Source organism: Bradyrhizobium sp. UFLA05-112 (assembly GCF_053572325.1).
Genome location: NZ_JBANBK010000052.1, coordinates 12,863 through 30,785, shown reverse-complemented (window position 1 = coordinate 30,785; position 17,923 = coordinate 12,863). Strand labels below are relative to the sequence as shown.

Sequence of the window (17,923 nt, the reverse complement as noted above, 5' to 3'; positions counted from 1 at the left end):
TGAAGGGCGAAGTTTTTTGTTTCCGGATGTTTCTAAAGGCGCTTTCCGCAACGTCCGGCAACGTCTTGAAAGGGGGACGGCAAGGTCTCGTTAAGCCCATTAACCATACCGTGACGCCGTCAGTTAAGGAACCCCGCAAAACCCACGGAGCCATCATGACTTCGATCTCGGCGGCCTCCGCCGGCACCTACCAGTCGCCGCTGCAGCGCTTGCAGCAGGAATTGCAGTCCGAGGTCTCCGCCGGCACGATCTCCTCGTCGGATCAATCCGCGCTGTCGACCGCGCTCACCGATATCGATTCGGCGATCCAGCAGAGCCGCTCGAGCGATACGTCCAGCGGCACCACATCCTCGCCGGAGGACATGAAGTCGAAGATCGACGACCTTATCGCCAACGAGGTCTCGAACGGTACGCTGACCTCCGACCAGGCCACCGAGTTGAAGGGCGTGTTCCAGTCCGCCTTCGCCAACGGCCCGGGCGGTGCGGGTGGTCCGGGAGGCGCGGGCGGACCGCCGCCCGGCCCGCCGCCGGACGACAGCTCGTCGGCCTCGTCCAGCTCCTCGACGGATTCGACCAGCAGCACCTCGAGCGACGGCACGACCACCGCCGAGATCCTCCAGCAATTCCTCCAGGCGCTCCAGCAATCGATATCGTCGTCGACGTCGTCCTACGGCGCTTCCGGAAATGCGAACAGCTCGTCGAGCAGCTCGCAGATCTCCGCACTGCTCATCGACTACAAGACCTGACCGCGACGCCAGGTCGGCGCAGTCCCCGTCGTCTCTCACGCGTCTCCCAGGGCGCGCGACGAGTCGGCGGGGAACTGTGCATGGCCTTCGTGTTCGATTCAAAATCTTCTCGTTGCGGAACCTGCTTCGTGATGCAACACGCGCGAAACGTGCGACGAAATTGCCGCAGGTTTGGAACTGTCGGACGACGTGCGTGGTTCTCTCCACACAAGTTTTCGATGAAGGAGAGGACACCATGTTGATCAAATCGATCGCGGCCGGCCTTGCCGGTTCCGCGCTGCTTGCAACCGTCGCGTTCGCCCAGAATCCGACGACCACTACCGACAAGGCACCGAACGCGGCCGCCACGACGACGACAACGACAACGGCCTCGGGTGACTGGCGCGCGTCGAAGGTGGTGGGCTTGAAGGTCTACAACGACGCCAATGAGAGCGTCGGCTCGATCAACGATCTGTTGATGGACAAGAGTGGCAACATCAAGCTCGTCGTGCTCGGCGTCGGCGGCTTCCTCGGCATGGGCGAGCACCTTGTCGCCGTTCCGTTCGACAAGGTGAAGTTCTCGACCGAGCCGGTATCCTACAGCGGCACAGCCAGCAACACCAAGCCGCCTGGCAGCCCGCCAGCGAGCACGACCACGGGCGCCGCGCCGAGCACCGCGCCTGCCGCCGCGTCATCGACGTCGAAGTGGTACCCGGACCACGCCGTGTTCAACGCGACAAAGGACGATCTGAAGAAGATGCCGGAGTTCAAGTACTCCGAGTAGTGCGGCTCAGTTGACGTTCAAACGCAACGCGCCCGGTTTGTCCGGGCGCGTTGTCGTGTATCTCCTTACGTGGATATCGCCCCTCACCCTGAGGAGCCGCGTAGCGGCGTCTCGAAGGGCGAGGCCACCAGCGGGGCCTTCATCCTTCGAGACGCTTGCTTCGCAAGCTCCTCAGGATGAGGATTGGCCGTTCCCTAGCGTCGCGGATCGCGCCTCCAATCGGCCTAGTGCCCCACCAGCGGGCAGCCGCCCTTGTCGAGCGGACGGAACGCCTCGTCGCCCGGCACGGTGGCGATCAGCTTGTACAGGTCCCACTCGCCCTTGGATTCCTCGGGCTTCTTGACCTCGAACAGATACATGTCGTGGACCATGCGGCCGTCGATGCGGATCTTGCCGTTCTTGGCAAAGAAGTCGTTGATCGGGGTGGCGCGCATCTGCTCCATCACCTTCGGGGCATCGTCGGTCTTGATGGCCTCGATCGCCTTCAGATAGTGCATGGTCGCCGAATAGAGTCCGGCCTGGATCATGGTCGGCATGTGCCCGACCTTGTCGTTGAAGCGTTTTGAGAAGGCACGCGTCTCGTCGTTCATGTCCCAATAGAAGGCATCGGTGACGATCAGGCCCTGCGTCGCCTTGATGCCGAGCGAGCGCGTGTCGGTGATTTCCTGCAATAGTGCGATCATCTTCTGGCCGCCTTGCGTGAGGCCGAACTCGGACGCCTGCTTCAGCGCGTTGGTGGTGTCGCCGCCGGCATTGGCCAGCGCCACCACCTTGGCCTTGGAGGCCTGTGCCTGGAGCAGGAAGGAGGAGAAGTCGGAAGAGTTGAGCGGATGGCGGACGTCGCCGAGCACCTTGCCGCCGCTCTCCTTCACGACGTTGGCGGCGTCGCGCTCCAGCGCCTGGCCGAAGGCGTAGTCGGCGGTGACGAAGAACCAGGTGTCCTCGCCGCGCTTCACCATCGCCTTGCCTGCGACGTTCGACAGCGCGTAGGTGTCATAGGTCCAGTGCACCGTGTTGGGCGAGCATTGGGCGCCCGTGATGTCGGACGAGCCGCCGCCGGAATTGATGTTGATCTTGTTTTTCTCCCGCGTCAGCGCGGAGATCGGCAGCGCTACGGATGAGGTCGGCACGTCGAAGATCGCATCGACCTTCTCGTTGTCGTACCAGTTGCGCGCGATGTTGACGCCGACGTCGGGCTTGTTCTGATGGTCGGCGGCGACCACCTCGACCGGCTTGCCGGCGACCTTGCCGCCATAATCGGCGACGGCCATCTGCACCGCGGCGAGCGAGCCCTTGCCGGTGGCGTCCGCATAGAGGCTCGACATATCCGTGAGCACGCCGATCTTGACGACGTCGTTGGAAATCTGCGCCTGCGCGGCGCCGCCGCTGGCCGCGAGGGCGACGGACGCCGCGACCGCGGCAAACAGTTTATGCATGGTTGTTCTCCCTGAGCGTTATTCTTTGGGCTTATTCACGGGAATGGTTCTAGCGGCAATCAGCGGCCGCAGCTAAGCGATCCCGGTCATGGCCGGATGCAAAAAGGGAAGGGGCCTGTTCCGTCATTCGGGGCTCTCGCTATCGCGCGCCCCGGAATGACGATGGGCACCAGCGCCTCACATCCCCTGGAGCTTCGTCACATACACATTCAGCGAGCCGCCGGCTTCCGCGATGATGCGGAGCGTCTTGGAATCGAAGGTGATGTCGGTGAGCGTCAGGCTGTCGACATTGGCTTCGACGCGCAGGCCGTCCTCGGCCTTCTGGTAGTCGGCGATCGCGGCGGCGATCTTGTCACGCGCGTTCGCCGCGATCGGCTTGAGGTCGAGCGTCGTCTTCTGCACCAGCGCCTGCTGCAAATGCGGCACCACCGCGCGCGCCGCGGCACCAAGGAGCCCGAACGCGGCCTCGGACTCCACCGCGAGCTGGATGTCAGCGAGCCGCAGTGTCTGCTGCGCCTGGTCGAGCATCGGCCGCCCCCAGATATGTACGGTTGCCTCGGCACCCAGGCCGAACCAGCTCTTCTTCTCCTTGGCGCTCACCAGAAGCGAGATCAACAGCCGGTCGCCCGACGGGATCACGTTGACGCTCTTGACGGTGACATCGACCGGACCCGAGCCGTCTTCCGGATAGGCATGGCCGACCATCTGAGCCGCGATGAGCTTGTTGATCTCGGTGAAGGGCACGTCGATCGGCACGCCGATGCTCACGCCGGTGCCGGTCGGCGGCACGATCGAGATCTTCTCGGGAAACGGGCACTCGGGCTTGGTCTGGCTTGTGGTGACGCGGGTCTCGGCCTCGATGCCGAGCAGCAGGGTCACGGCCTGCGCATCGACGCGCGGCTGGGCTGCGATCGCACGGATCGGCTTCATCTCCAGCCAGAGCGGCGGCAATGCGGCAGAGGCTCCCGAGCCTTGCAGTGGCATCGAGCGGCAGGCCTTGATCCATTGCGCCTTCGCATTCTCGCGCAGGCTCGGATCGTTGCGGATGCGCTCGGCGACAACGTTGAGCTGATCGTTGACGGACTTGTCGATCAGCGGCTTGACCTGCGCCGGCACGTTGACCTTGGCGCCGGCGACCGAAAGGTTGGTGTCGCCGAGATTGACCTGCGCACCGAGATTGGGCTCGAGGTGCCAGTTGGCGGCAAGTTTCGGGCGCGAGGTGATGACCACGTTGCCTTTGATCTCGGCGCTGGCATTCAAGTTCTTGATGTTGACCGCGCCGATCTGCTTGGCGGCGTTGTTGCCGAGCACGCTGCCGAGCGCCTCGCCGAGCGCGCCGGTCGCTTTCGAGGACAGCGATCCCGTGACGTTGAGCTTGCCGGCCAGGGGTGTCGACAGCGTCAGCACGTCCTTGTCGCCGCTCGCGGCAATCGGCCCGCGCGAAGCAGTCCAGCCGATATCGGCGTCCTGCAGGATCTGCGAGATCGGATTGTCGGCCTTGCCGCTGAAATTGCGCGCCGCGCTCCGGTCGGCGGCCTCGCGGATCGCCGACAGCGCGATCGCAACCGGTGCCACCACGATCGAGCTCTTCGAGACCGGCGGCAGCGGCGGCAACTGCGTGACGGCGGGCGCCGTTCCCGCGCTGCGCGGCGACAGCCAGTCCATGGCCTTCAGGCTCACGAAAAACGACGCCGCGATCACCGCGACCGCGATCAAAATAGTCTTCAAGTTCAACGTCAGACGCATCAATCCCCCGAACCGCCCGTCGTGGGAGTCTACAGGGCAGGTGAGGGCCGCGCTAGAGCGCAGCGATGGGGTGGAATTGCGGCGGCGCGCGCCGGGCGCGAAGATGTGATGGATTAAGGATAGCCCGATCCCGGCGTCTCCACTTCGACCATATCGATCCGCGCCGACGATTTCCCCTGTCTCAGTTCCTCCGGCGATGTCGCCGCACTGATGCAGAACAGCGTTCTGCGATCGGCGCCGCCAAGTGCGCATGCAATGCCGCGGCGTCCGGGAACGTTGATGCGCTGCCGCTCGCGTCCATCGCGATCGATTCGGATGAAGGCGTCTTCACCATAGGAGGCGACCCAGGCGGCGCCATCACGGTCGAGGCAGATGCCGTCCGGCTCCTTCCCGCAGGCAAGGCGGCGGCGGGGATGCAGGCTGCCATCGCTGCCGATCCCGTAGTCGGCGAGGCATTCGCCGTCCATCTCGGCGACGACGAGCCTGTCGTGATCGGCCGAGATCGCGATCCCGTTAGGAAAGCGCAATCCTTCGGCGACGACGCGCGTCCCGCCATCCGGCGTCACAAGGATGATGCGCCCGTCGGCGCCGCGCTCGGGCGGCGGCGGAAGATTGAAGCCGAGATCGCCGACATAGGCGCGTCCGAGCCCGTCGACGATCATGTCGTCGATCGTGCCGGTGGCGATGCCGGATAGATCGGCATAAAGCGAGAGCTCACTATCCGCATAGGCCAGGAGATGCTTGCGGAACATGGTCAGCACCACCAGCCTGCCATTCGGCAGAACTCCGGTGCCGCAAGGCACGTCGTCGAAGGTGGCATGTTCCGTGCGGTCGCCCGATGGTCCGATGCTGAGCAGGGTACGCGCCATGCAGTCGACGAACCAGATCCGCCCCGCATGCCAGCGCGGGGCCTCGAAATACTTGCCGCCGTCGAGAAGGGTTCTCAATTGCGGTTCATTCATCCGGTGCCCCCGTCCAGGAACAGCTTCATCAGGATCTCATCAAAATATCGGCCGTCCTGCTTGAGCGCCTTCGGTTCGCGACCGTATTCGATGAACCCTGCGCTGGTATAGAGACGCAAGGCGGGTTCGTTGTCGCTGACGACGGACAACTGAAGCTGTTCGACCCGTTGCGCCGCATGCGCCACGACGGCGTCGACAAGGCGACGTCCCACGCCGAAGCTGCGCGCCGCTGGCCGCACATACATGCCCCAGAGCACCGCCTTGTGCACGGTCTTCGTCCCGTCCTGCCGGCGAAAGCCGGCGACGCCGCACAACTCCTGTTCGATGAAGGCGCCAAAAACGTCAGAGGCCGTGAGGCGCTCCTCGAACCAGGAAAGCGCCATGTCTCTCTCGCGCACAAACACGCTGGAGTAGGCCCCCGGATGCGCTTCGAGCGCCTCCAGCCTGATCTGTCGATAGCTCGCGGCATCCGCTGGCGTGAGCAGTCTGACGGCGGCAGTGTCGAGGTGAGCTGATGGCATGTCCCGCTTTCGTCTCCAATTCAACGCATCGCCGTTGCAAAGACCTCTTCGAACAGGCCGAGCATCGCGGCCCAGGAGCGGCGATCCGCGTCTGCATGATAGGCGTGGTTCGGCACGCTTTCGCCAACGAGCTCTGGGTTGGTGAAGCCATGCGCCGCGCCGCCATAGACCTGGGCCTGCCAGTCGACGCTGGTCGCGCGCAAAATTCGCAAGCTGCGTCAGCGAGACCAGCACGTCGGCCGCTCCGTGACACACCAGGACTCTCGCCTTGATGTTTGCGGCGTCCTCCGGCCGCTTGTTCGGGAAACCGCCATGAAAGCTCACGACGGCCGCAAGATCGGCGCCGGTCCGAGCCAGCTCGAGAGCGGTGCTGCCGCCGAAGCAATAGCCGATCGCCGCGAGTTTTGTGGCCTCGACGGCGTCCTGTCCGGCGAGCGCCAGGCGCGCCGCCTCGGCCCGCTCGCGCCAGCGCGCGGTATCGGCACGCAAGCCATTCATCAGCTCGATCGCCTGCGGCACATCGGGCGCGGTCTTGCCGCCGCCGTAGAGGTCTGCCACCAGCACGGTGAAGCCGAGCGCAGCCAGTTGCTCCGCACGCGCGATCGCATGCGTGCCGATGCCGCGCGTATCGGGAAACAGCACCACGCCGGCGTGGCGGCTGGCTGCGGACTCGTCGGCTACGAGAACGCCCTGGAGGTCTGCGGCGCTGTCGCGATAGGCGAGAATTGTCCGTGTCATGGCGATGCGAGGTGCGAGAGGGGGAGAGGCGCGCCCGCCTTCAGGGTCTGGATGGCGATGCTGCTGCGAACCTCGCGCACGATCGGCAGATTGAGCAGCTTTTCGACCAGGAAGCGCTGGTAGTCTTCGAGCTCGGGAACGACGATCTCGAGGAGATAATCAACGTCGCCGGAGACCAGGTGACAGGCCACGACCTCGGGCATCGCGACGACGGTCTTCTCGAACGTGAGGGCCTGTTCATTGGCGTGGCCGTTGATCTTGACGCCGAGAAAGGCCGAGAAGCCCAGCCCGATGCGGCCGCGCCGCAACGAGGCGCGGTAGCCGTCGATGTAGCCGTCCAGCTCCAGCCGCCGCACCCGCCGCAGGCAAGGCGAGGGAGACAGCCCGATCTTGCCGGCCAACTCGATATTGCTCAGTCGTGCGTTGGTCTGGAGTTCGGCAACGATGCGCCGGTCGATCGCATCCAGCTCGCATTTTGGCATGAAGCGCATCCTGTTGGATCAAGGAGGGCACAATGTTGCGCCGGAGGAGCTGACACTAGCTCACTTCGCAAGGACATGCCTCAGCTTTCCGTGGGATGGATTGCTCTGACCTTTACCGAAGGAGTGATCATGAGCGAAGACCCGATCCTTGCGCCCCTACTGGGGGCCGTCGAGCGTTACTTCACGCTGATGTATGATAACGACGTGTCGCATTTCGATCGTGTCTTCGCACCCAGTGCGCAGCTGCATGGATTCCGGGATGCCGAGTTACGGATACTGCCTGCTCCCGACTACAGGAAGGTACTGGCGTCGACGCCGTCACCGCAGTCGAAGAATGCCCCTCGGCTCCAGGAAGTCCTGTTGGTCGATCTTGCGTCACCAGTTCAGGCCGTGGTGAAGGTGCGCGTGCGGATCGATACGCTTCAGTACCTCGATTATCTCTCATATCACCGCATCCACGATGCCTGGCTGATCACGGCCAAATCGTTCCACGTCGAGCGGCGATACTGACGCGCGGGCACGTTGCGCCGCCGCGATCGCATCACGCCTCGGGGTCGTCATGGCGCGTCAGCCGCGTCGAATATTGAAAGCGGTCGGCGGGATGATAGCTGAGCGAGATCTCCACCAGCGTGCCGGGGCTCAACATATATTGCCTGCGGATTGCGAGCGCATGGTCGCCCGGCCTTGCAACGAGGGGGGCTGCGACGTGATCGGGCAGCCCGCATGCCGCGATCTCCTGCCGGATTTCGATGATGCGCCGGCCGGTGACGGTCTCGATCAGGTTGCCGAAGATGCCGCGATACTGCTTGAGCCGCGGCGCGATCTTCTGCGACAGCGATGCGTCGATGTAGACGTCGGTCCAGCAGATCGGCGGCGCACTGCGCTCGCCCGGTACGCGGCGCAGGCTCGAGATGCTCAGCCAGCGGCTTCCGGGCTTGCAGCCGAGCTTTGCGGCGAGCGCATTGTCGGCCACGGTCTCTCCGATTTCCTGGATGTCGCGCTCGGTTTCGACGCCGAATTGCTGGATCGCCTCGATCGAGCCGAGCGACTGCGCGAATGCGCCGCCGGCGCGTTGCGCGCTGGTCGCCTCCACGCGCGTTCCGGCGCTTTTCCTGCGGCTGACGAGGCCCATGGCCTGGAGCTCGCGCATGGCGGCCCGGACGGTCGAGCGGCTCACCGAAAACTGCTCGGCAAGGTCGAGCTCGTTGGGTAGCAGCGAGCCGACCGGATAGCGGCCGCTCGCGATCGCTTCCGTCAACTCCCTCGCGACAAAGGCATATCTGGTTTCCAAGGCACCTCTCCAGGGCCGGCATGAGGACGTGAGTCAGCGGCTCCAGGCAAGGCCTCTTGACGTCGTCGTTATGTTCGTACATATGATTATGTACGAACATAATAAAGAGGAAGCGTCATGGCGAGCACCGTCTTCGATTCCGCGCTGTTCCGCGACATGTTTGGTACCGCCGAGATGCGCGCGGTTTTTTCGGATGACGCGCTGATCGGCCGCTATCTGGAAACCGAGGCTGCGCTCGCCCGTGCCCAGGCCCGCGCCGGCGTCGTGCCGAAGGACGCCGCGGCCGCGATCGATGCCGTCTCCCGAAGCATCAAGCTCGACTTCGACAAGCTCCGTCGCGAGACCGCGATCGTCGGCTACCCGATCCTGCCGCTGGTCCATCAGCTCTCCGAGGCCGCCGGCGAGGCCGGCCGCTACGTCCATTGGGGCGCGACCACGCAGGACATCATGGACACCGCCAACGTGCTCCAGATCCGCGCCGCGCTCGACATCGTTGCGCGCGACCTGAAGGAGCTGCGCACGATCCTTGGCGACCTCGCGCGCAAGCATCGCGACACGCCGATGGCTGGCCGCACCCATCTCCAGCAGGCCCTTCCCGTGACCTTCGGCTATAAGGTCGCGATCTGGCTGTCCTCGATTGACCGCCACATCGAGCGCGTCGACCAGGCGCGGCCGCGCATCCTGCTCGGCGAGTTTTCAGGCGCAGCCGGCACACTCGCCTCGGTCGGCGATGGCGGCCTCGAGATGCAGCGCCTGTTTTGCGAAGAGCTCGGCCTCAACCAGCCGCCGATCACCTGGCACGTGGCGCGCGACGGCGTTGCGGAAGCGGTGACGCTGCTCGGCCTCGTCACCGGCACGCTCGGCAAGATCGCCACCGACGTCATGCTGATGTGTGCGACCGAGTTCGGCGAGCTCTCGGAGCTTTTCGTGCATGGCCGCGGCGCCTCCTCGACCATGCCGCAGAAGCGCAACCCGATCTCCAGCGAGTTGATGCTCGCCGCGGCCAAGGCCGTGCGCCAGCACGTCGCGACCATGCTCGACGGCATGATCCACGATTTCGAGCGCGCAACCGGTCCCTGGCATCTCGAATGGGTGTCGCTGCCGGAGAGCTTCTTGCTCACGGCATCCTCGCTTGCCAATGCGAAATTCATGCTGGCAGGTCTGGTCGTGCACGACGATCGTATGCGCGAAAACCTCGGCCTGACGCACGGCCTCATCGTCGCCGAAGCCGTGATGATGGCCGCCGCGCCGAAACTCGGCCGGCAACACGCGCATGACGTCGTCTACGATGCATGCCGCAAGGCGATCGAGGGCGGCGGCGATCTCGCCGAGATCCTGTCCGGCGTTCCCGAGATCGTGGCAGCGCTCGGCGGCGTCGATGCCATCCGTCGCCACTGCGATCCCGCGAACTATCTCGGCCTCTCCGGCCAGATGGTCGACCGCGTGCTCGCCCTCTCGGCGGGCAAGAGCGCCGGCTGAGGCCGCCGGCCGATTCACGTTCTGCGAACGTCCTGCCAAGTGTTCGCAACGAGCAAGCCATGGCACGACTCCCCGGCCGAGGGAGGCTGCCGCGAACTCAGTCCTCATCCTGAGGAGCCCGCGAAGGCGGGCGTCTCGAAGGATGAGGAGACTTGCGCTCTGCTAGTTTCTGAAGTTCAGCGAAATCTCCGCGCATGAAGGCCTCCTTCTTAGCCCGACTCCATTTCTTGAGCTTCCGTTCGCATTCGATCGCGTCCGTGATCCGGTCGAACCATTGCGAATAGACTAGCGTCACGGGCTTGCGTGAGGAGGTGTAGCCGCCGAATGTGCCGGCGTTGTGCTGCGCGATCCTGATCTCGAGCGCAGTGCGCGTCGTGCCGATGTAATAACTGCCGTCGGCACACTTGAGAATGTAGAGGTACGCGCCGTCTGTCATCGTGCCCGCCCCATCCTTCGAGACGACCGCTTCGCGGTCTCCTCAGGATGAGGCTAACTGGCGTCCGTGGACTGGCGCAAGTCCCGACGGGACAACCCCTCGACCATGGAAGGAAGTCGGTGGGGCGCGACGGCCACGCATTCAGTCCTCATCCTGAGGAGCTCGCCGAAGGCGAGCGTCTCGAAGGATGAAGCCGCGATCGTTGGCGCACACGCAAAAAGGCCCCGGTGTCGCCGGGGCCTCTTGTCGCAGAAATCTTGTCTCGCCATTTACCGCGTTGCGCTGCCAAGGTCCGCGCGGCGGTCGGTCATCGGAAGCACGACGACCTTGGTGCCGACGTTGACGCGGGAGTAGAGGTCGGTGACGTCTTCATTGGTCAGGCGGATGCAGCCGGAGGAGACGTGCTTGCCGATCGTCTCGGGGGCGTTGGTGCCGTGGATGCGGTAGACGGTGCCGCCGAGATACATGGCACGGGCCCCCAACGGGTTGCCGGGACCGCCGGCCATGTGGCGCGGAAGATATGGCTGGCGGGCGATCATCTCCGGCGGCGGGGTCCAGTCCGGCCACTCCGCCTTCTTGGTCACCGACTGGGTGCCCGACCAGGTGAAGCCGTCACGGCCCACGCCGATGCCGTAGCGCACGGCCTGGCCGTTACCGAGCACGTAATAGAGATAGGTGTTGGGCGTATCGATGATGATGGTGCCGGGCGCCTCGCGCGTTGCGTAAGCGACGACCTGGCGGCGGAAGCGGGCGGGCATCTCGACGCTGTCCTGATCCTCCGACGGCGCGCTCTGATAGGACGGCGCCGGCTGATAGGGCTGATAAGGTTGCAGCGGCTGCGGCGCGGCAAAGCCGGGCGGCGGCGCGAAGAAGGGGAAGAGTTGCACGGGCGCGGCATGTGCCGGGCCGGCAAACGCGATCGCGGTGATCGCAACTGCACCGAGCGCAACAGCGCGTGAATACGTATTGAACGTGTCCAGATTGAACATTGATCGCCCCTGTTGGATCGGTGTTTTTGATCACCGCGGCACCGTTGCGGTGCTCCGTTGCCTGAACTCGTAGCGGCGAAAAGTTTCGGGACGTTTGCGCGAGAAATCGAAAACGGTTTCGTCGCGGCAAGGATTGTTTCATGACAGTTTCGTGGCTGTCTGGACTTGTTAACGAACAAAACAGTGGGCCGACACTTCTGTGACGTCACACGCCTGAAATATCCTTCGTTGATGGTCCTAAGCCGAGAATCATCAAACTCTCGGGATTTCCCATGCGGGTATTAATCGCGACTGACGCCTGGCATCCGCAAGTTAATGGTGTGGTCCGGACGCTGACCTCGCTGGCGAATGCGGCCAAGGCCCTCGATGTCGAGATCGACTTCCTGACGCCGGATGGCTTCCGGTCGCTGCCGTTGCCGACCTATCCGGGCCTGCGCATCGCGCTGCCGAGCCGCGCCGAGATCGCGCGGCGGATCGAGGCGGCGGCGCCCGAAGCCCTGCACATCGCAACCGAAGGCCCGATCGGCTGGGCGGCGCGCGCCTATTGCCGCCGGCGCGGGCTTGCCTTCACCACCTCCTACACCACGCGATTCCCTGAATACGTTTCGGTGCGCACCGGCATTCCCGATAGCGTCGGCTACGCCGTGCTGCGGCACTTCCACGACGCCGCCGCCATGACCATGGTGGCGACGCCATCGCTGCGGCAGGAGCTGTCCGAGCGCGGCTTCAAGCGGCTCGGCTTCTGGACGCGCGGCGTCGACACCACGCTGTTTCATCCCGATAGTCCGGCAAAGCTCGACCTGCCGCGGCCGATCTTCATGGCGATGGGGCGCGTCGCGGTGGAAAAGAATCTCGACGCGTTCCTCTCGCTCGATCTGCCCGGCACCAAGGTCGTCGTCGGCGATGGGCCGCAGAAGGCGCAGCTCGAGAAGAAGTATCCCGGCGCCGTCTTCCTCGGCGAGAAGAAGGGCGCCGATCTCACCTCGCATCTCGCAGCCGCCGACGTCTTCGTGTTCCCGAGCCTCACCGACACCTTTGGCGTGGTGCAGCTCGAGGCGCTGGCCTGCGGCACGCCGGTCGCGGCGTTTCCGGTGACGGGTCCGAAGGACGTCATCGCCGATCATCCGATCGGAGCGATCGACGACGATCTGCGGGCCGCCTGCCTGCGCGCGCTCACCATGTCGCGCGAGACCTGCCGCAACTTCGCGCTGGCGCGCTCCTGGGAAAACAGTGCGCGTCAGTTCGTTGGAAACCTCACCTCACTCCAGCCCAGCCGCTCGCTGCGCCCGACGCCCGTCATGGCGCGGCGGCCGGTGCGGGGTTGATTTGGAACATCTGAACCAAACGGGACTTTTGCTAATGGCCAAGATTATGAAGTTCGAAGAGTCGCAGCAGCTCGACCTCGACCGCGGCACGGTAGAGCAGGCCTACGACCGGTGGGCGCCGGTCTATGACCTCGTGTTCGGCGGCGTGTTCGCCAAGGGCCGGCAGGCCGCGATCACAGCGACCAACAAGCTCGGCGGCCGCGTGCTCGAGGTTGGCGTCGGCACCGGCATCTCGCTGCCGATGTACGCGCCGAACGTCCGCATCTTCGGCACCGATATTTCGGAGGCCATGCTCGACAAGGCGCGCCGCCGCGTTTCGGAGCTGAAGCTGAAGAACGTCGAGGGCCTCGCGGTGATGGACGCCGAGAAGCTCGAGTTTCCCGACAACTCCTTCGACGTCGTGATGGCGCAATATGTCGTCACCGCCGTTCCCAACCCGGAAATCGCGCTGGACGAGTTCGCGCGCGTGCTGCGTCCCGGCGGCGAATTGATCATCCTGACCCGCGTCAGCGCGGATGCCGGCATGCGCCGCTTCATCGAGCAGAAGCTCCAGCCGGTGGTGCGTCACCTCGGCTTCCGCACCGCCGAGTTCGCCTGGTCGCGCTACGCCAAGTGGCTCGCGAGTGCGCATGGCATGGAGCTCGCAGAGCGCCGCTTGATTCCGCCGCTCGGCCATTTCTCGCTGGTCCGCTTGCGCAAAGTTCAGGTCGCCAAAGCGGCCTGAGCCAACGGCTCCACGCGTTCATGCGTCACCGCGTCGCGCACATCGTCATATGACAAAATGATGATGTCACACGCCCTACATCGAATCCCTGTATCTCCTTACCCGAAGCCTTTAGGGGGAAAGTATGATCAAAGAATTCCTTGAGCAGCTGCGCATCCAGCGCTGGGACGACCACCGCTACTACCATCACAGCCGCATCAATCAGAGCCTGCACTTCGTCAGCGCGGCGAGCTTCCTGTTCGCCTATCTTTGGCTGTTCGTTGATCCCGTGGTCTCGGGGCTGGTCGGCTGGCTGGTGTCGATGACTTCGCGCCAGGCCGGTCACTTCTTCTTCGAGCCGAAGGGCTATGACCATATCAACCAGGCGACGCACGAGCACAAGGAAGAGATCAAGGTCGGCTACAATCTTCAGCGCAAGGTCGTGCTGATGGCGATCTGGGCGCTGTCGCCGTTGGTTCTGTTTGCCGATCCGACGCTGTTCGGCCTATTCAAGCCGTTCGCGAGCGCGACCGACTTCATGCGGCAGGTCGCAAAGATCTGGCTCGCGGTCGGCGCCGGGGGCTTGCTGTTCCGCACCGTGCACCTGTTCTTCATCCGCGACGTCGAGACCGGCCTCGTCTGGATGACCAAGATCCTGACCGACCCGTTCCACGACCTGATGCTCTACCGCAAGGCACCGCTCGCGCTGATGCGCGGCGAGCTGATGGACCCCGGCCTGCATCTCGTCCCCGAGCACACGCTGGGCTTCATTGCCGAGCCTGAGCTCAGCGAGCAGCACGCCTGAGCGCGCGGCTCATACCAAACACTCCGATGTTCAAAGGTTGCGTCATGCCCGGGCCCGTCCCGGGCATCCACGTCTTGGAAGCGCCATACACCGTCGTTCCGGGGCGGTCCGCAGGACCGAATCCGGAATCTAGAGATGCCGGGTTCGCGGCTGCGCCGCGCCCCGGAATGACAGTGGATGTGTGGGAAAAACGAGCCTCAGCGTCCGAAGCGCTTGGCCAGCATCTCTTTCAGGATCTGCCGCTTGATGCGCTTGTTGGTGAGGCCAGGATCGTGCCACCAGAAGCCATCGGCCTTCATCTTCTGCGCGGCGCGGACGAAGCGTTCGGCGACCTCGGTGAAATCGGCGTCGGAGTAGTTGAGGCTGAAGATCAGCCGTCCGGTGCCGACCCAGCTCAAGGCGAGGCCCTCGGCGCGCAGGTAATATTGCAGCATCCAGTTGTAGCGAGACGGTTCGGTGTACTTCACCGTCCAGATCGAGGACAGATTGGCGACGCGCACCGGCAGGTCGGCCTCGCTCAGCATCTGGTTGAGCTTTTGCGCGCGGCCGTTCCAGGTCGCATCCAGCCCGTCATAGATGGCGCGGAAGTTAGGGCTTGCGAGCCGGCTCAAGAACTCGTCCATCGCCGTCATGACGTAGGGATGCGAGTTGAAGGTGCCGCGGGCAAAGCAGACGTCGGCGGGACGATCGTCGCGGAAGCGGCGCATCAGGTCCTTCTCGCCGCAGACCACGCCGACCGGCAGGCCGCCGGCGAGGCTCTTGCCGTAGGTCACCATGTCGGCGCGCACGCCAAAATATTCCTGGGCGCCGCCGGGGGCGAGACGGAAGCCGACGAAGACCTCGTCGAAGATCAGCACGATGCCGCGCTCGGTGCAGACCTCACGCAGCCTCTCGAGCCAGGCGGTATAGGCCTCGCGGTCGAAGTTGCCACCGCGCGAGCTGTCGACCAGCGAGGAATCGCCGGGCGCGTTCGCGTTCGGATGCAGCGCCTGGAGCGGATTGACCAAGACGCAGGCGATGTCGCGGCGTGTCTTCAGGACACGCAGCGTTTTCTCCGACATCTCGGCGAGCGTGTAGGTCTCGTGCGCGGCGATGGGATTGCCTACGCCGGGCTGCACGTCGCCCCACCAGCCGTGATAGGCGCCCGCAAAGCGCACCAGATGCGTGCGCTTGGTGTGGTAGCGCGCAAGGCGGACGGCCTGCATCACGGCTTCGGTGCCGGACATGTGGAAGGAGACTTCGTCGAGCCCCGAGATCTGGCAGAGCCGCGTCACGTTCTCGGCGATCACGGGATGGTAAGGACCGAGCACAGGCCCCAGCGCATGGGCGCGCTTCTCGCCTTCCTCGATGCACTCCTTGTAGAAGTCGTTGCCAAAGATATTGACGCCGTAGGAGCCGGTAAGGTCGTAGGAGACGTTGCCGTCGAGATCGGTGACGGTGACGCCATTCGACGACTGCATGAAGCTCGATGTGCCCAGGTTCTCGCGCACCAGGCGGGAGAACTGGAACGGCACGCGGTAGCTTTCGGTGAATTGAAGGTCGGAGATTCGTTCCGCCGCCTCCTTCGTCAGCGCGCGGCCCTTGGCGTAGCGCGTGGCGTAGAGACCGGCGAGGCGAAAGAAGCCGTCCTGGCGCTGCGCTGCGACATTCGTCGGCGCGCCGTCACAGGCGAAATAGTCGTCGCCCTCGAACTCGTAGAACGGGATCAGCCGCGCCACCCGGCGCGACATCTTGGAATGCCCCGAGAGCGAGCGGTGCTTGGCGCGGGAGAGTTCGATCCGCGCCTTGAGCTTCGGGAAGGCGGCGGCAGCGGATGCTGCGGCGGCCACGGACAATGAGAGAATCGGGAGTGTCGTTTCCATGACAACAAGCGCTAACCTTACCTGCTGACAGATTCATGACAGTCAAAGCCCTCATCGCCTCTTTCACCCAGCAGGAAGACCTCAACTTCCTGCTGACCAACCGCATTCCGCGTGCGGCGCTAACGCGCTTCATGGGCTGGTTCTCCAAGATCGAGAACCCGCTGGTGCGCGACGGATCGATCGCGCTGTGGAAGCTGTTCTCCGACCTCGACCTGTCGGAGGCGCGCAAGACCCATTTCAAGAGCCTGCACGACTGCTTCACGCGGGAGCTGAAGCCGGGCCTGAGGCCGTTCGATCCGGGTCCCGCGATCGTCGCCAGTCCCTCCGACGGTATCGTCGGCGCGCACGGCAAGATCGCCGACACCGAGCTGTTCCAGGTCAAGGGCGCGCCCTATTCGCTGCTCGATCTCCTTGGCGATCCCGCGCTTGTCGAGCAGCATCGCAATGGCTCCTTCGTCACGCTGCGACTGACCTCGAGCATGTACCACCGCTTCCACGCGCCCTATGACGCGCATATCGAGCGCGTCACGCTGATCCATGGCGATGTCTGGAACGTCAACCCGATCGCGCTGAAGCGGGTCGAGCGGCTGTTCTGCAAGAACGAGCGCGCGGTGATCCGCACGCATCTGTCGACCGGCGAGGCGGTGACGCTGGTGCCGGTGGCGGCGATTCTGGTCGCGAGCATCCGGCTGCACTTCCTCGACATGGTGCTGAATGCGCAGACCCGCGGCCCGGTCAATTTCCCGTGCGACGTCAGCGTGAAGAAAGGTGAGGAGCTCGGCTGGTTCGAGCACGGCTCGACCATCATCATCCTGGCGCCCGGCGATTTTGCCTTCTGCGAGGGCATCGCCGAGGGTGCGCGCATCCGTGCCGGGCAGGCGCTGCTGCGAAAAAATAGAGCATGATCCGGAAAAGTGGGTACCGGTTTTCCCGCGCGACAAACGCGGAACGCGTTTGCGCGGAGATCATGCTCCACTAAAGAAGCCTTCAATCCGCCGTGTCGGCGGCCTATATCGTCCGCGAGGGCGATTCGTTCGACACGGCAGGTAACGAGTGATGGCGCGGGCGCCGGTTCTGGCGGCAGGGGGAATTGTGGTGCGGCGCGACGCGCCGTTGATCGCCGTGGTGCGCCAGCGCAAGCGCAATGAATGGGTTTTGCCCAAGGGCAAACTCGACGATGACGAGACGCTGAGGGAAGCCGCGCACCGCGAGGTGCTGGAGGAGACTGGCCACGACGTCGCCATCCGCGAATTTCTGGGCACGCTCGCCTATCCGTCCGGTGGGCGTTCCAAGATCGTCCATTTCTGGCGCATGGAGGCGGACGGCGGGCCGGTCCGCAAGCTGATGAACGACGTCAAGGCGGTCGACTGGTTGCCGCTGGAGGATGCAGTCGCGCGGCTGTCGCGCGAGTATGAGCGAGCGTTCCTGTTGCAAGTCGGCCCGATCGCGCTCGCCGCCGCCGGCCTCGCGCCGACTGAAGCGGAAGCCACACCGCCACTAGCCATGGACGACGTCGACGCCGCGATGCAGTCGCTGACGCCTGCGGAGGCGGCTTCGGTCGAGGAGCTGCGACACGGCTTGCTGCAAAAGGTAAAGGCCTGGCTCCGCGGCGAGGCGTGAGTTCAAGAGAAATGTAAAC

At 64.4% G+C, this 17,923-nt stretch carries 18 protein-coding genes; 9 read left to right on the top strand and 9 right to left on the bottom strand.

The features are described from left to right. Positions 1-155: 155 nt before the first annotated feature. Both SO180_RS26795 and SO180_RS26790 read left to right on the top strand, forming a co-directional pair. Positions 156-746 carry a hypothetical protein gene (locus SO180_RS26795; RefSeq protein ID WP_449381836.1) on the top strand — a complete coding sequence of 197 codons (591 nt, stop codon included), beginning with the start codon at positions 156-158 and terminating at the stop codon, positions 744-746. 235 nt (positions 747-981) lie between these two features. Continuing rightward, positions 982-1,509: a PRC-barrel domain-containing protein gene (locus SO180_RS26790; protein WP_449381835.1), complete on the top strand. Its 528-nt coding sequence runs from the start codon at positions 982-984 to the stop codon at positions 1,507-1,509. A 224-nt stretch (positions 1,510-1,733) separates the two neighbouring features. Here SO180_RS26790 and SO180_RS26785 read toward each other — a convergent pair whose 3' ends face one another. From SO180_RS26785 to SO180_RS26765, 5 genes are all read right to left on the bottom strand, one after another. Beyond that, on the bottom strand, positions 1,734-2,945 hold the full coding sequence (locus tag SO180_RS26785) for an ABC transporter substrate-binding protein (RefSeq protein ID WP_449381834.1): 1,212 nt from the start codon (positions 2,943-2,945) through the stop codon (positions 1,734-1,736). Between the two features lie 177 nt (positions 2,946-3,122). Then, positions 3,123-4,691 (bottom strand): DUF4403 family protein, encoded by a 1,569-nt coding sequence (locus SO180_RS26780; protein ID WP_449381833.1) that lies wholly within the window; start codon positions 4,689-4,691, stop codon positions 3,123-3,125. Positions 4,692-4,804: 113 nt separating this feature from the next. Continuing rightward, a complete protein-coding gene (locus tag SO180_RS26775; protein ID WP_449381832.1) occupies positions 4,805-5,653 on the bottom strand; it encodes an SMP-30/gluconolactonase/LRE family protein in 849 nt (282 codons plus the stop codon). Next, on the bottom strand, positions 5,650-6,912 hold the full coding sequence (locus tag SO180_RS26770) for a GNAT family N-acetyltransferase (RefSeq protein WP_449381831.1): 1,263 nt from the start codon (positions 6,910-6,912) through the stop codon (positions 5,650-5,652). The genes SO180_RS26775 and SO180_RS26770 overlap by 4 nt, the downstream gene beginning before the upstream one ends. Beyond that, a complete protein-coding gene (locus tag SO180_RS26765) occupies positions 6,909-7,394 on the bottom strand; it encodes an Lrp/AsnC family transcriptional regulator (RefSeq protein WP_449381830.1) in 486 nt (161 codons plus the stop codon). The genes SO180_RS26770 and SO180_RS26765 overlap by 4 nt, the downstream gene beginning before the upstream one ends. 129 nt (positions 7,395-7,523) lie before the next feature. On the opposite strand from SO180_RS26765, the gene SO180_RS26760 reads away from it, so the two are divergent. Continuing rightward, a complete protein-coding gene (locus SO180_RS26760; RefSeq protein WP_449381829.1) occupies positions 7,524-7,904 on the top strand; it encodes a nuclear transport factor 2 family protein in 381 nt (126 codons plus the stop codon). Between the two features lie 31 nt (positions 7,905-7,935). On the opposite strand, the gene SO180_RS26755 is transcribed toward SO180_RS26760, so the two are convergent. Further along, a complete protein-coding gene (locus SO180_RS26755) occupies positions 7,936-8,685 on the bottom strand; it encodes a GntR family transcriptional regulator (protein ID WP_449381828.1) in 750 nt (249 codons plus the stop codon). Between the two features lie 117 nt (positions 8,686-8,802). Between SO180_RS26755 and pcaB the strand changes: the two genes are divergently transcribed. Then, positions 8,803-10,164, top strand: coding sequence for a 3-carboxy-cis,cis-muconate cycloisomerase (gene pcaB / locus SO180_RS26750; protein ID WP_449381827.1), 1,362 nt, complete (start codon positions 8,803-8,805; stop codon positions 10,162-10,164). 97 nt (positions 10,165-10,261) lie between these two features. Here pcaB and SO180_RS26745 read toward each other — a convergent pair whose 3' ends face one another. Continuing rightward, positions 10,262-10,600, bottom strand: a complete 339-nt coding sequence (locus tag SO180_RS26745) for a GIY-YIG nuclease family protein (protein WP_449381826.1) — start codon at positions 10,598-10,600, stop codon at positions 10,262-10,264. Positions 10,601-10,869: 269 nt separating this feature from the next. Continuing rightward, positions 10,870-11,589, bottom strand: coding sequence for a L,D-transpeptidase (locus tag SO180_RS26740; protein WP_449381825.1), 720 nt, complete (start codon positions 11,587-11,589; stop codon positions 10,870-10,872). A gap of 272 nt (positions 11,590-11,861) precedes the next feature. On the opposite strand from SO180_RS26740, the gene SO180_RS26735 reads away from it, so the two are divergent. From SO180_RS26735 to SO180_RS26725, 3 genes are all read left to right on the top strand, one after another. Beyond that, the gene (locus SO180_RS26735; RefSeq protein ID WP_449381824.1) at positions 11,862-12,914 is read left to right on the top strand and encodes a glycosyltransferase family 4 protein; all 1,053 of its coding nucleotides are present in this window, start codon (positions 11,862-11,864) and stop codon (positions 12,912-12,914) included. A gap of 34 nt (positions 12,915-12,948) precedes the next feature. Next, positions 12,949-13,638, top strand: a complete 690-nt coding sequence (locus SO180_RS26730; protein WP_449381823.1) for a class I SAM-dependent methyltransferase — start codon at positions 12,949-12,951, stop codon at positions 13,636-13,638. A gap of 124 nt (positions 13,639-13,762) precedes the next feature. Beyond that, positions 13,763-14,422 carry a hypothetical protein gene (locus tag SO180_RS26725; RefSeq protein ID WP_449381822.1) on the top strand — a complete coding sequence of 220 codons (660 nt, stop codon included), beginning with the start codon at positions 13,763-13,765 and terminating at the stop codon, positions 14,420-14,422. Between the two features lie 197 nt (positions 14,423-14,619). Here the strand turns inward: SO180_RS26725 and SO180_RS26720 are convergent, their stop codons facing one another. Beyond that, positions 14,620-16,284, bottom strand: coding sequence for an aminotransferase class III-fold pyridoxal phosphate-dependent enzyme (locus SO180_RS26720; RefSeq protein WP_449381821.1), 1,665 nt, complete (start codon positions 16,282-16,284; stop codon positions 14,620-14,622). Positions 16,285-16,319: 35 nt separating this feature from the next. On the opposite strand from SO180_RS26720, the gene asd reads away from it, so the two are divergent. Both asd and SO180_RS26710 read left to right on the top strand, forming a co-directional pair. Continuing rightward, positions 16,320-17,189: an archaetidylserine decarboxylase gene (asd, locus tag SO180_RS26715; protein WP_449381820.1), complete on the top strand. Its 870-nt coding sequence runs from the start codon at positions 16,320-16,322 to the stop codon at positions 17,187-17,189. 151 nt (positions 17,190-17,340) lie between these two features. Next, positions 17,341-17,904, top strand: coding sequence for an NUDIX hydrolase (locus SO180_RS26710; RefSeq protein WP_449381819.1), 564 nt, complete (start codon positions 17,341-17,343; stop codon positions 17,902-17,904). Positions 17,905-17,923: the final 19 nt, after the last annotated feature.

What these genes read in the sequence shown, in the direction of transcription:
- SO180_RS26795 (WP_449381836.1), top strand. Translation starts at nt 156, where the DNA reads ATGACTTCGATCTCGGCGGCCTCCGCCGGCACCTACCAGTCGCCGCTG.
- SO180_RS26790 (WP_449381835.1), top strand. Translation starts at nt 982, where the DNA reads ATGTTGATCAAATCGATCGCGGCCGGCCTTGCCGGTTCCGCGCTGCTT.
- SO180_RS26785 (WP_449381834.1), bottom strand. Translation starts at nt 2,945, where the DNA reads ATGCATAAACTGTTTGCCGCGGTCGCGGCGTCCGTCGCCCTCGCGGCC.
- SO180_RS26780 (WP_449381833.1), bottom strand. Translation starts at nt 4,691, where the DNA reads ATGCGTCTGACGTTGAACTTGAAGACTATTTTGATCGCGGTCGCGGTG.
- SO180_RS26775 (WP_449381832.1), bottom strand. Translation starts at nt 5,653, where the DNA reads ATGAATGAACCGCAATTGAGAACCCTTCTCGACGGCGGCAAGTATTTC.
- SO180_RS26770 (WP_449381831.1), bottom strand. Translation starts at nt 6,912, where the DNA reads ATGACACGGACAATTCTCGCCTATCGCGACAGCGCCGCAGACCTCCAG.
- SO180_RS26765 (WP_449381830.1), bottom strand. Translation starts at nt 7,394, where the DNA reads ATGCCAAAATGCGAGCTGGATGCGATCGACCGGCGCATCGTTGCCGAA.
- SO180_RS26760 (WP_449381829.1), top strand. Translation starts at nt 7,524, where the DNA reads ATGAGCGAAGACCCGATCCTTGCGCCCCTACTGGGGGCCGTCGAGCGT.
- pcaB (WP_449381827.1), top strand. Translation starts at nt 8,803, where the DNA reads ATGGCGAGCACCGTCTTCGATTCCGCGCTGTTCCGCGACATGTTTGGT.
- SO180_RS26745 (WP_449381826.1), bottom strand. Translation starts at nt 10,600, where the DNA reads ATGACAGACGGCGCGTACCTCTACATTCTCAAGTGTGCCGACGGCAGT.
- SO180_RS26740 (WP_449381825.1), bottom strand. Translation starts at nt 11,589, where the DNA reads ATGTTCAATCTGGACACGTTCAATACGTATTCACGCGCTGTTGCGCTC.
- SO180_RS26735 (WP_449381824.1), top strand. Translation starts at nt 11,862, where the DNA reads ATGCGGGTATTAATCGCGACTGACGCCTGGCATCCGCAAGTTAATGGT.
- SO180_RS26730 (WP_449381823.1), top strand. Translation starts at nt 12,949, where the DNA reads ATGGCCAAGATTATGAAGTTCGAAGAGTCGCAGCAGCTCGACCTCGAC.
- SO180_RS26725 (WP_449381822.1), top strand. Translation starts at nt 13,763, where the DNA reads ATGATCAAAGAATTCCTTGAGCAGCTGCGCATCCAGCGCTGGGACGAC.
- SO180_RS26720 (WP_449381821.1), bottom strand. Translation starts at nt 16,284, where the DNA reads ATGGAAACGACACTCCCGATTCTCTCATTGTCCGTGGCCGCCGCAGCA.
- asd (WP_449381820.1), top strand. Translation starts at nt 16,320, where the DNA reads ATGACAGTCAAAGCCCTCATCGCCTCTTTCACCCAGCAGGAAGACCTC.
- SO180_RS26710 (WP_449381819.1), top strand. Translation starts at nt 17,341, where the DNA reads ATGGCGCGGGCGCCGGTTCTGGCGGCAGGGGGAATTGTGGTGCGGCGC.